This is a genomic window from Photobacterium chitinilyticum (assembly GCF_004104355.1).
In the GTDB taxonomy this organism is placed as follows: domain Bacteria; phylum Pseudomonadota; class Gammaproteobacteria; order Enterobacterales; family Vibrionaceae; genus Photobacterium; species Photobacterium chitinilyticum.
The window spans coordinates 1-12,457 of sequence record NZ_RJLM01000018.1; the positions used below are offsets into that span (position 1 = coordinate 1).

Sequence of the window (12,457 nt, forward strand, 5' to 3'; positions counted from 1 at the left end):
AATTTTGGTCAAGGACAAGTTGAGCAGCTTCAAGCTTAAACTCAGGGCTATATGTTCTTCTGGTACGTTTGGTCATTGTGTCACCTGTTCAGTTGTGAGGTGATGATATCACCTCTAATCAGGTGGCCAAATTAACTATGCCACTTCACTATCCCGTTATTGTTTATTTCTATTACTTTCAGATAAATGGCGCTATTTTGACGATGGTTTTTATCGGTATATTGTCACTACAGATAACCGCGGTGAAAAGTATAAAGATCAGTGTGTTTCTCTTATTGACCAATGGGCTAGGGGGGCTGCTTGCCTTGGTAATGTATGAGCTTCTGGTCACCACCCCAGAGTTTCTTTTTTTGCTGGCGTTGATGACATTGGTTAGCCTTGTTGTTGGTGCAAAGATATATCAACAACCAGAAAAAGCACCCGTTTGGGCCGGGATTATGTCGGCAATGCTGGTGGTTCTAGGCGGTACAATTTCGTCAGATAGTAAGTTAATTGAAGTTAGCTTTTACGGACGGATCGGGCAGATTGTTTTGGCATCAGCCTATATGATAATGGCATCGGTCTTGTTTGACTTATGGCGTAACCGTGATAAGTGATTCCCGATTATTATCAACCCAAATGCCAAACTGGGAGTTAAGTAATTCCTACCTGCGTCGCCTTGTAGCAATATAGGTAATGAGCTTTCCAGAAAGGTTGGAGGGGGATTACAATTGCCACAGGAGGAGCTATGAAATTCAAAGGTCTAAGTAAAAAGATGCCCATATTGTCACTATTACTTGTAGCGGCTGCATTCTCAGTCAATGCTTTGGCCAAAGAAATTACAATAAAGCATAATCCCGACATTACCATACAGCCGAGATCATTGAGTAACCGGGTATGCTTATATGACGGCAAAGATTACTCGTTGGGTTCAATTCTCGTAGTTGAAAATATTGTGTTGGAGTGTAAGGCCGAAAATGACTTTGAATCTAACGGACGCCTGAAATGGCACAAAGTTGAGAAAAAAGCACCTTAGAGAGCCTTCCCATATTACGCTTAGAAAAGCGCAGTGTTATTACTAACACTGCGCTTAAATAACAGCAGGGGGGGCTGTTATATTATCGAATCATTTTATTATCGAACCATGCGACCTGAATTTGGCGCTAGCTTTCCTGTTCCACCTTTATGGTGATCTGTTGTTGCGCCCATCTCCTGCATTAGCAGCTCTTTCATTGCAGCTGATTCACGAGAGTTGGTAGGCTTCCAGTTAGCAATCACTTTAGCTTTATTACTATTCATCGAACTATTCCTTTTCTTTCATAACATTATAAATAACGATATGTGCCATCTGATTCATAATATGCTGTCATTTTCATACAAAATGAACAGTATTACCAGTAATAAATGCGCTTAAAGTATCCATGTGCGCATTGTTTTATACTACTGACAAAAGCATAACTTTGCATATCTGACCAGTTAATCGCTTAACTATCCTTAATTGTCAGAAATTGAGCGGTTCAGGTGAAAATTTATTTTGATACAGTAATAAAAAAAGCCAATTCCATATTGGAATTGGCTTTTGTTCGAATTTAGTATTTTGTATGAAAATTACATTTGCTTAGGTAAGCTTACTGCTACTCAAGCGAGGCTTTTCATTAAGCACTATTTTGCCAGTGAACGGCTCTTTAATTCAAAAATAAGCTTTTCGGCACTGCATTCAAATTGAATTCGGGCAACAAGCTCCTTGCTGTCTTCAGCAAGCTCTGTTACTTCATGCTTATAGTTGGCATTTACTTGGGCTGCTAGTGCGAGGTAGTTCTTCAGCTCGGTTTCTAGAGCGTCTTTACCATCGGCATAAACGCGTACTTCAGCAACATCATCACCTTCTTTGATGATAAAGCCCATTTCTGCGGATACACCACAGGCTTCACAAGCTTGGTACTCTAGATCTTCGTTTGACATGACTTTCTCTTTATTCCCATGGATTTATGGGGGCATTTTAAAACTTCGTGACCAAGATCGCTAATTATTAATGGTGAAAAGTATGTTTGTAGTCTTGTTCGTACCTAATCGCCATAAAGTAAATGCTTGGCTTCAGTTAGTTACCTTGCGGGAAGACTTTTCAAAAGGCCTGCTGAATCCATGGATGATCTTATACTTAGCCTCAGCTTCTCCGGTAGCCGTGTCGCAGAGGTTAATTAGTTCATCATTAAATGGCTTGCCGCTTTTGACCCGCTTTTTCATTTCAATGAGAAAAGATCGCTCGTTTGATTCGGCGATAGTTAGCATTGTTAAGTGATGACGACGAAAAGTACCTAGCAACTTCAACGTTACTAGGCTTGCTAATGCAGAAAGTGAACTGAGTATGACCACCGTAGAGTGGGTAGAGAAGAAACAAGAAATTAATATACAGCTGCATAGCGTTGTTTGGGCAATGGTTACTGCGATTTTTCTTCTCTTATCCATATTGGTGTCCTATGTTCAATTTCTCACTGGTAAGTGACTAGTATTTAAACCCAAAAAGCCCGTCATTTTCAATATGATGGGCTAGAATAACGGGGTTGTTAGTGTTCGATCCAACCTCTAGAACTTGCTACGGCGCGTTTCCAGCCAGAGTATCTGCGCTCTCTTTTCTCTTGATCACCATCTGGGGTGGAGAGACGGTCTAGGTGAATACCGGAGCCAGCCTGCATTGGATGCAAGAAACAGCCTGTGCAACGGAATATAAGCCAGAACTCGGCTAAATGTACACAATGTGACATTGTTATTTTCGAAATGGAGCAAAATATGTGAGAGTGATCGTTCATTCGAGCATTGGGTGGCTATTCCTGCTTGTAAAGCAACCAGTTGATGGCGGTTTGTTTCGCCGAGCCTGATAGAGCAGGGTCGGCGACAGGTATAAGCTTGATGACGGATTTACACTAAGTGTGGGTAAATACCGGCAACCAAGGTTTGGGTTTGTCGGAAAGGGTATGATTCAAGTTTGGCGAATCCATTCATCTGTCGAGCTTTTATTTTAGTGTTCAGAGGTGATGTCATTCCGCATAAGAATCGTGTTACCGCTGCTGTAGAAGGCTGTGAAGGGCATGCCGTGATAAAAGGATCGCACCATGCTTTAAGTGCGTTATCCGAAATATCAGATAACTGTAGGTTGCCCGGTAGTGTTGCAGTATGCCCGCGACAGACAGAGCAGTGTCCGCATTGCTCCGGTGCATTGGTATCAGCGAAATAGCTAGCGAGGGTGTGGCTTAGGCATTGGCTGCTTTCAAAGAAGTTCAGCATGCGTGTAATACGTTCAATCTCGCTATTTTCTTTTTTTCGGAATAAGTCATAGAGGCTTCCAGCTTGTTCCTGGAGATTAAATTGAGCGTTTTTAACTCGGTAAACGTCCGTCATCTGCTTACTTTCAAGCTCGATCCAGCCCTTTTCACTAAAATAATCGATAGCAGCGACTACACGTTTTCGTTCTGTCTGGTTGCTTTGCCATAGCGCCTCGAAATCAACGGTATACCAGGTTCGTGCTTTGGGGGAGCAGGCGAAAATTTGGCTGACAAACTCTCGGCGCTCACCCTGAAATTGCTCTGTGATAAACTGCTGATCTTTGAGGAGCTTGAAGCGATAATCTGCAAAATAGGTGTACTGTGGCTCGATGATCTGGTGCATTTCTAGATAGACGAGCAGCGTTTTCAGTGGCAGCAAACGAATGTTACTGTCTTTCGACAAGCGAGAAAGCATGATTTCCCACTGCCCCGGACTGGCTTGGATCTGACTGAGAACAGCTTCGATTGCTTCCTGATCGGGGGTATCGCCATAGACAAAGTTTTCGAGCACATTCAGACCGGACTTATTGGCAAGAACAGTACAATGAGATGCTAGCCCATCACGCCCTGCACGGCCAATCTCCTGACTATAGTTTTCAATCGACTTGGGCAAGTCATAGTGAATAACACGCCGGATATCGGATTTATCAATCCCCATTCCAAAGGCGATGGTTGCTATGATGCAGCGATGGTTGCCAGCCATGAAAGCCTGCTGGATCTGCTGTCTGTGCTCTGAGTCCATACCTGCATGGTAGGCCTGAGTTTGGTATCCCTGTTGGTTAAGCCAGCTGGCCAAGTGCTCGGCAGTTTTCTGCAATGTGACATACACAATTGTCGGAAGGCTGGAATCTTGTTCCAGCTGGTTCAGTAAGGCCTGCTGTTTATTATCTTCTTCCGTCGGGGCGATAGCCAAATCGAGGTTGTGGCGATAAAAGCCGGTCACCACAATATTCTGCTTATCTATAGCAAACTTTTGACCCATATCTTCAATGACTGCGGGGGTTGCCGTTGCGGTAAGGAGCAATACCTGGGGAATATTCAGCCATAGGCGATGACTGGGTAGTTTTAGATAGTCGGGGCGAAAGTTGTGACCCCACTCGGAGATACAGTGCGCTTCGTCAACGACCAGTAATGAAATCGGCACCTGAGAGATAAAATGGCGAAAGCGCTCGTTGTTGAGCCTTTCTACTGAAATCATCAGCACCTTTATGTCACCGTTTCTTACCCCCTGCATCACTTGCTGGCTCTCGTCCCAGCTTTGGCTTGAGTCAATTGAAGCCGCGGGAATATTTTTGCTATGTAGAAAATCGAGCTGATCTTTCATCAGTGCCAGCAAGGGCGAGATGACCAGTGTCAGGTGTGGCAACTGGATCGCAGGTAACTGATAACACAATGACTTTCCAGATCCGGTCGGGAAAATTGCACATGCTGACTCACCATGTAATATTTTCGTGATGACGTCTTCTTGTCCCGGACGAAGGCTATCGAAGCCAAAGTAGTTTTTCAGTGTTTGCTGGTACATGGGTAAAGATAACTCTTAGCACAATTGAATAGCGATAATAACGTACCTGAGAGTTGGACAGTAGCCGGGCAAGTTAAAAAAGCTGAATTATTGGTGGGGATCTTGCTGTGATGAAAAGTTCTGCTGCCTCAACGAGCCAAACTGAGTTGTGGCAGCAAAGATGGTTATTTTTCCTCGAAGCGTGCCGCAAGGTGATGGAAATCATCGACTCTGTTTTTAAGCGTTGCACTGCTTTGTTCAACTTGCTCGACTTCATTGAGGTTTTGCTGAGATGCTTCGGCAATTACATGAATGTGTTGGCTAGTCTGTTCAGACAAGTGTTCCTGTTCAGAAGCAGATGAGGAAACCTGACCGATGAGTTGACTGATTGCCTGCATGTTTTGCTCTACCTGTTCAAGGCACTGAGCACTTTTGGCGGCGATGTCGACACACTCGTTGGTTTTATCGCGGTTGTTTTCAATCACGGCCTGCCAGTCATTAATTGTGGCCATCATTTGCTCGATGCTGTTTTGGATCTGTTCGGTTGCTGTTTGGGTCCGAGATGACAGGGCACGTACCTCGTCCGCGACAACAGCAAAACCCCGGCCATGCTCGCCTGCACGTGCTGCCTCGATGGCCGCGTTAAGTGCCAGCAGGTTTGTTTGCTCGGCAATGCCGCTGATTTCGGACATGACGGTACTCACTTTACTGGCTTCGCTTCCGAGCTGGTGGGTGGCAGCCGTTGCCTGTTCGGCCTGTGCCGATAAAGTATGCAGGCTACTTTGGGTCGAATCGAGCTGCTCTCGGGTTTGACCACAATGGAGCCGGGTTTCATCCAATAGCGTATTGCTGTCACTGGCGTGTGATGCAACAGATCGGGCTGAATCTGCAATGCCATTCATTGCGTTGGCAACGTGATGAATATTGGTGTTTTGAGTTGAGATAGCCTGGTTAACCCGGCTTGCCGAATCACTAAGCTGATCGGCCAAATCGTGAAGCGGAGCTGCCGAATCAGTCATTCGTCCCAAGACTGTTCGAATACGAGCAGAGGCCATTTTAATACGGTAATCGGCAACGGAAAATTTATCATTACCAGAAAAAATGAGTCGGCTGACGCTGTCGTATCGTTGCTGTAATTCTTTAAGCCGCAACGGGGTCTCGAATAACTCCTGTCGAAACAACAGGCCAATCACTGCCAGCGGTGTAAAGAGCAGGGCATTTTGCAGGCTAATCCCTTCATTGAGTAGGCTTGCTGCTGGCAAAACACAAGAAGCAGCCAGAGCGCAATACTTAAAGGAGCCCGGAAGAGAAAACGCCGCTTTTCGACCACGTTGTTCCGCTGTTAGTAGTTGTTTATAAGCCTTGGTCGCGATTTGAACCCACTGCGATTTAGGTTTAACACGCACAGATTGATAGCCCGTAACTTGGCCATTTTCATACATAGGGGTGACATAGGCGTCTACCCAGTAATAGTCGCCACCCTTTGCTTGGTTCTTGACAATACCTCGCCATGCTTTGCCATTGTGCAAACAGGCCCATAAATCGGCAAAAGCAGCTTTAGGCATATCAGGGTGTCGGATGATGTTATGGTTCTGGCCAATGAGCTCCTGCTCGCTATAGCCTGCAACTCTGCAGAAAGAGGGATTGCAGTAGGTGATCACTCCTTTCAGGTTGGTCGTTGAAACGAGCTGTTCACCTTCAGGAAATGTAATTTCGTTGGGATTTGAAAAAATGTTGCTAGCTGACATTCTAATTAGACCTGAAATGCACGGTACTTATTTAGGGGTACCTTGTTATAAATCCGGCTAATGAAAACATAATATGACACTACGTATCAATATATTAATGTTTTTTTGCCAACTGAGGTTGTTTGTGTTGAGTTGTTGACTATTTATCTGTCGATGTGATGGCTTTGTGCCTGTTTGGTTGGCTTGAGTTTTATTAACAACCTTTTTATTTACAGCTCACTAACTGTTTTTACGGCACGTTTTCATATGAGTCATTTTTTACCCATCTCTTTATTTTTAACGAGAAAGAAGTGTGGTGACTCCTATTTTGTCAATAAGACTATGAATTTGCATGTAAAAAAGTGGTTGCATATGACCATGATCGGTATGGTTGCTGTACGTGATCAGACTGCTTTGAATAAGTCAGGAATAACAATGTTGTGGTTCAGAAATCTCTCTTTTCGTTGGAAGTTCATTACACCAATAATGCTTGTGGTTGCACTGTTCTGTGGGCTATTCGCGACCGTCGTATTTGTTTCAAAAGATCAAGCTGATGCCAGTAAAATTCTAACCGATGAAATCCAGCCAGTGCTCGAACAATTGGAAGACGGGTATCGAGACCTTTATCAGGTTATAACAGCTGGGCAAGGGGTGATTCTATCGGAAGGTGACCCAGAGCAGTTGCGCCGACTTACCGACGTTTTTCTCGATGACAGTGCAAAAGCAACGACTCGCTTGAAATCACCTCAGGCGCTGATTGAAAAGGGTTTTCTTGGTACCGAAAGTGAACTGACATTACAGAAATTAAATACGGGCTACACAAAATGGCTAATTCATTATCAAACCATGATTGAACAATCTGGTCAGGCCGGAATGTACTACAAAGATAATCGTGTGCAGATTGAAAATGATTTCAGTGTCCTGCGTTCCTCACTACTGGAGATCCGCAGTGAAATTCAAGCGGCTCAGGTCGAATTGAAACTTCAACTTGTCGCTAATTCGAAACTGATCACCATCATCATTGAAGGTGGTATTGTTGCTGTTATTATCCTCTCAATGCTGATTGCCTGGTTGGTATCAGGTTTGGTTAGTGCTCCGTTAAAGCGCTTATCGCTAGCAATGAATGACATTGCTGTCGGGCATGGTGATCTCACTCAGCGCTTGCAAGAAGATAGCAAAGATGAAATAGGGATGCTGGCCAACTCATTTAATGAGTTTGTCTCTAGGATCCATATCATGATCATTGAAGTTGCGCTCACTCTTCAGGCTGTTCAGGCAGAAACAGCCCGTATACAGCAAGAAACCCAGGGGGTGGTTGCCAATGCCGCCAGTCAGCAGCAAGAAAGTACGCAAGCTGCAACAGCTGTGAATGAAATGAGTGCGACAAGCGACACCGTCACCCAGCACGCTAATGAAGCGGCTCAGGCCACGCAGAGTGCAAGTACTGAATCTGAAACAGCACGCGATATGCTTAGCGATACCGTTATATCAATTCATAAACTCGCGGATGAAATTGAGTCTTCAAGTGTTGTCATTAGCCACCTAGAGCGTGATGTAGGCAACATTGCCTCTATTCTTGATGTTATCCGAGGGATAGCAGATCAAACGAATCTATTGGCGTTGAATGCTGCGATTGAAGCTGCCCGGGCGGGTGAGCAGGGACGTGGTTTTGCGGTTGTTGCTGATGAAGTTCGAACGCTTGCCAGCAAGACACAAGATAGTACAGGCGAAATTCAGGTGATGATCGAACGACTACAACAAGGTGCAAGAGCAGCTGTACAGGCAATGGAATCGAGCAGTGAAAGCAGTACTTATACGGTTCAACAAGCCAATACTGCAAACGACTCGATTGATGCTATCAGTCAGTCTATTAACGTCATTAATGAGATGAATTTGCAGATTGCTACGGCAGCAACACAACAAAGCCATGTGAGCGACAGTATTAATCGCAATGTGCAGGAAATTGCCTCAATGAGCCAACAAATGGTCGGCAAGGTGAAAACCACGGAGCAGGGATTTGATATGCTGACTAAACAGTGCAGTCAGTTAGAAGAATTAGTAAGTCAGTTCCGCACCTAAAGCTGATTTGTTGTATCGATAGAACATCCGCTTAGGCGGATGTTTTGCTTATTGCCCTACTGAAATAATTTTATGCTGGTAAGCATAAATAATTGGTCTCTTCTGCAAGTTTTCTTTACCTCCTAATAAAGATTATTGTCAATTGCTAAAATATAATTATTAATTAAATAGCTATGAAGTATCAATGGCTTAAGATATTCTGCAGGTAACTGAACGTTGTTTGTTAAGGAGCTAGTCATGCCAGAAATGCCATATGATACGTTAGTAACCGTAGGAATATTTATTGTTGTTGCGATTGTGTTTATTGCTTCCGGAGTAAAAACCGTTGCACAGGGGAACGAGTGGACCGTCGAGCGGTTTGGCCGTTATACCAAAACACTTCGACCGGGGTTAAACCTTATTGTTCCTTTTGTTGATAAAGTTGGCAATAAGATCAATATGATGGAGAGAGTGCTTGATATCCCTGCTCAGGAGGTCATTTCACTTGATAATGCTAATGTGACTATTGATGCTGTTTGCTTTGTTCAGGTTGTCGATGCGGCGAAAGCTGCGTACGAGGTTAACGATCTTGAACATGCGATCCGTAACCTAACCCTAACCAACATTCGTACTGTACTGGGATCAATGGAGCTAGATGCAATGCTGTCGCAGCGTGACAGGATTAATAGTCAGTTGCTGACGATTGTCGATCAGGCAACCAACCCTTGGGGAGTGAAAGTTACCCGAATCGAAATTCGTGATGTTCAGCCGCCAGCCGATCTGACTGAGGCAATGAATGCGCAGATGAAAGCCGAACGTAACAAGCGAGCTGAGGTGCTGGAGGCTGAAGGGGTACGTCAGGCTGAGATTTTACGCGCCGAAGGTCATAAACAATCAGAAATTTTACGTGCGGAAGGGGACAAGCAGGCAGCAATCCTTCAGGCGGAAGCTCGTGAACGTGCAGCAGAAGCAGAAGCTCGTGCAACCACAATGGTATCGGATGCTATTGCTCAGGGTGACTTACAGGCGGTCAATTATTTTATTGCGCAAGGTTATACCGAAGCACTCAAATCCATAGGCCAGGCTGAAAATGGTAAAGTTATTATGTTGCCACTGGAAGCAACAGGGCTGATGGGATCGTTGACGGGCATTGCTGAGTTACTTAACCAGTCAAAGCAGCCTGAAGCGGGAAGTAAAGGAACAAAGGCATGATAACGCTGTTAGAGCAAATGAACTTTTGGCATTGGATAGCATTTGGTTTGGTGCTACTGCTACTTGAGTTACTGGGTACCGCCGGGTATCTGTTGTGGCTGGGCTTATCTGCTTTACTAGTTGGTGCAATATTATCTGCTATACCGATGAGCTGGTCACTGCAATGGCTGACGTTTGCGGTGTTCTCGCTTTTTTCTACCTGGTTATGGTGGCGGTATCAGCACAAGAAAGATCGTGCTGCGGATCAAGGCCGGACACTCAACCAACGAACCGAGCAGATGATCGGGCAAACGTGCATTTTGGATCAGCCGCTCCCTGTGACTCAAGGGCGCATTCGGTTGGGAGATACATCATGGCTGGCAAGAACCGATAAACCGCTTGAAGCGGGAACCTTGGTTGAAGTTATCGCTGTAGAAGGTATCACACTGATTGTTCAAGCCAAACAATAAGAGTTTGAACGAAACTGGGGCTGTGCATTGCACGGCCTTTTTTTGTATATGAGGTTTTTAAATAGCCGAATGAAATGCTGCGCAAACGGTTGGGCAATCGTTATTGTTGATGTGTGTGAATTCAGTGTTTCCATATCGCGCATGTTTCGAACTTGTTACAAGTCAGCTTAACCAATAGAATCCGCATTAATAATAACGATTTCATTGCTCATGAAGTACATGTGAAATCCGATAAAAACAAGAATTAAGTCAATAACAACCAGTCAGCCAGAAGAAGAAGTACTATGAAATTGGAAGCAGTCGATTATACCGCCGAGAACGCCGAAGAGCTATTTGTTGAGTCATTGCGCAATACCGGCTTTGGTGTCCTGAAAAATCATCCAATTCAGCAGAAATTGGTCAGTTCAATTTATGAAAACTGGAACGCTTTTTTTAACAGTGACGAGAAAAAAGACTTCCATTTTAATGTCGAAACCCAAGATGGTTTTTTCCCTTCAGAAGTCTCTGAAATTGCAAAAGGACACACCAAGAAGGATATTAAAGAGTACTTCCACTATTACCCTTGGGGACAGTGCCCGGAAGCATTGAAAGCTGAACTTCAGAATTATTATGAAGAAGCGAATAAGCTAGCGGCAGAACTGCTGTCATGGGTAGAAAAGCACTCGCCTGAAGATGTTTCTAAGCGTTATTCACAGCCACTTTCAAGCATGATTGAGAGTAGCTCACAGACTCTGTTGCGAGTTCTGCACTATCCGCCTCTGAAAGGGGATGAAGAACTGGGTGCAATACGCGCTGGTGCGCATGAAGACATTAACTTGCTTACTGTTTTGCCTGCGGCGAATGAACCAGGTTTGCAAGTGAAGTCTAAAGAGGGTGATTGGCTGGATGTACCATGTGACTTCGGTAACTTGATCATTAACATTGGTGACATGCTTCAGGAAGCGTCAGGTGGTTACTTCCCGTCAACGACTCACCGAGTGGTTAACCCTGAAGGAACAGACAAGTCAAAGGCACGTATTTCGCTGCCGTTGTTCTTGCACCCAAAACCGGAGGTGGTTTTATCTGAACGCCACACCGCCAATAGTTATTTGATGGAACGTCTTAAAGAGCTGGGTGTTATTTAAACCTAGCGACTAATAGTCCGACGCCAGTCATTTATGACTGGCGTTTTTGCTTGTTTTCTTTGTAAACAGGGAGCTATTATTCCGATCTATTACTTAATTTCATGATCTTAGCGGTGACAATGGATTTCTTAATCGCTGGCCAAACACATTGATAAGTGCGCCTGACACAATCAACATACCACCCAAATAAGTCCAAACCGATGGTGCTTCATTAAAGATCACAACTCCCAGTATTGCAGAGAAAATAATCTGAACATATGAATATGCTGATGCTTTACCAGCGGCTTGGCTTTGCATTGCTTTGGTTAAACCAATTTGTCCGACTTGTGTAAATATCCCGACTAACACCAGCAGGCCAGTTAAATACAAATCAGGTATAACAAGATCATCGCCAATTAATAGAAGCGACAAAGGCAGAGCCACTAGAGGGAAGTAGAAGATAATAACAGAGCTATCTTCCGTTTGACTTAGCTTACGAACGATCACGTATGCAATAGAACTACCCAGTGCACCGATGATCGCTACCATTACGCTGAACATCGGCAATTCAGAAGTGGCTCCTTCAACCGCTGCTGGATTGACCATCACAAACAAGCCCAACAAGCTCATAGCGATGCAGATGGCGGTTGAAAATTGGACTTTTTCTTTTAGGAAGAGCACGGCCAATAATGCAGTAAAGACGGGATGAACGTATTGAAGAATTGTCGCTTCAGCCAAAGGCAGGGTTGTGACCGCATAGTAGACGCACATTAATGCCAGAGTGCCGACCGCACCTCGAGCAAACAGTAGTGGTTTATTATTTCCCCACACCGATATTTTTTTTCGCTTCACATCTAAGTAGCTGATGATAAGGGATACAAAAGCCCTTGCCGCAACAATTTCAAAGACAGGAATACCATAGTTACTGACGTATTTTACGCAAGCGGTCATAAGGGCGAAGCCGAGTGCAGAGAGCATCATATAGCGAACGCCAAGAGGAATGATGGAGCCAAACGTGTTAGACATAGTGAAGGCAATTAGTTGAAGTTGGTCGCACTTTATCATAGAGCACGTTTATAGATGAAGAACTTGATACTTTATATGAAAA

General features: G+C 44.4%; 12 protein-coding genes. 6 read left to right on the forward strand and 6 right to left on the reverse strand.

Annotation, left to right across the window (positions count from 1 at the left end):
* Positions 1-137: 137 nt before the first annotated feature.
* Together EDI28_RS23210 and EDI28_RS23215 are read left to right on the forward strand one after the other, a co-directional pair.
* Entirely contained in the window at positions 138-596 is a 459-nt protein-coding gene (locus tag EDI28_RS23210) for a hypothetical protein (RefSeq protein ID WP_199287483.1), read from the forward strand.
* A gap of 131 nt (positions 597-727) precedes the next feature.
* A complete protein-coding gene (locus EDI28_RS23215) occupies positions 728-1,015 on the forward strand; it encodes a DUF1496 domain-containing protein (protein WP_128786264.1) in 288 nt (95 codons plus the stop codon).
* Between the two features lie 98 nt (positions 1,016-1,113).
* Here EDI28_RS23215 and EDI28_RS27040 read toward each other — a convergent pair whose 3' ends face one another.
* The 5 genes from EDI28_RS27040 to EDI28_RS23235 form a co-directional block, all read right to left on the reverse strand.
* The gene (locus EDI28_RS27040; RefSeq protein ID WP_164918614.1) at positions 1,114-1,278 is read right to left on the reverse strand and encodes a hypothetical protein; all 165 of its coding nucleotides are present in this window, start codon (positions 1,276-1,278) and stop codon (positions 1,114-1,116) included.
* A gap of 363 nt (positions 1,279-1,641) precedes the next feature.
* Positions 1,642-1,941: a DUF406 family protein gene (locus EDI28_RS23220; RefSeq protein ID WP_128786265.1), complete on the reverse strand. Its 300-nt coding sequence runs from the start codon at positions 1,939-1,941 to the stop codon at positions 1,642-1,644.
* A gap of 132 nt (positions 1,942-2,073) precedes the next feature.
* Positions 2,074-2,445 carry a hypothetical protein gene (locus EDI28_RS23225; RefSeq protein WP_128786266.1) on the reverse strand — a complete coding sequence of 124 codons (372 nt, stop codon included), beginning with the start codon at positions 2,443-2,445 and terminating at the stop codon, positions 2,074-2,076.
* Positions 2,446-2,895: 450 nt separating this feature from the next.
* Positions 2,896-4,821, reverse strand: coding sequence for a RecQ family ATP-dependent DNA helicase (locus tag EDI28_RS23230; protein WP_128786267.1), 1,926 nt, complete (start codon positions 4,819-4,821; stop codon positions 2,896-2,898).
* A 164-nt stretch (positions 4,822-4,985) separates the two neighbouring features.
* Positions 4,986-6,548, reverse strand: coding sequence for a methyl-accepting chemotaxis protein (locus EDI28_RS23235; protein ID WP_128786268.1), 1,563 nt, complete (start codon positions 6,546-6,548; stop codon positions 4,986-4,988).
* A gap of 351 nt (positions 6,549-6,899) precedes the next feature.
* Here EDI28_RS23235 and EDI28_RS23240 point away from each other — a divergent pair, with 351 nt between their 5' ends.
* The 4 genes from EDI28_RS23240 to EDI28_RS23255 all read left to right on the forward strand — a co-directional run bounded on the left by EDI28_RS23240 (position 6,900) and on the right by EDI28_RS23255 (position 11,370).
* On the forward strand, positions 6,900-8,606 hold the full coding sequence (locus tag EDI28_RS23240; RefSeq protein WP_233353495.1) for a methyl-accepting chemotaxis protein: 1,707 nt from the start codon (positions 6,900-6,902) through the stop codon (positions 8,604-8,606).
* A gap of 246 nt (positions 8,607-8,852) precedes the next feature.
* Positions 8,853-9,797, forward strand: coding sequence for an SPFH domain-containing protein (locus tag EDI28_RS23245; RefSeq protein WP_128786322.1), 945 nt, complete (start codon positions 8,853-8,855; stop codon positions 9,795-9,797).
* A complete protein-coding gene (locus EDI28_RS23250) occupies positions 9,794-10,246 on the forward strand; it encodes an NfeD family protein (protein ID WP_128786269.1) in 453 nt (150 codons plus the stop codon). The genes EDI28_RS23245 and EDI28_RS23250 overlap by 4 nt, the downstream gene beginning before the upstream one ends.
* Positions 10,247-10,530: 284 nt before the next feature.
* On the forward strand, positions 10,531-11,370 hold the full coding sequence (locus EDI28_RS23255; protein WP_128786270.1) for a 2OG-Fe(II) oxygenase family protein: 840 nt from the start codon (positions 10,531-10,533) through the stop codon (positions 11,368-11,370).
* Positions 11,371-11,469: 99 nt separating this feature from the next.
* Here the strand turns inward: EDI28_RS23255 and EDI28_RS23260 are convergent, their stop codons facing one another.
* On the reverse strand, positions 11,470-12,375 hold the full coding sequence (locus tag EDI28_RS23260) for a DMT family transporter (protein ID WP_128786271.1): 906 nt from the start codon (positions 12,373-12,375) through the stop codon (positions 11,470-11,472).
* Between the last annotated feature and the right edge of the window lie 82 nt (positions 12,376-12,457).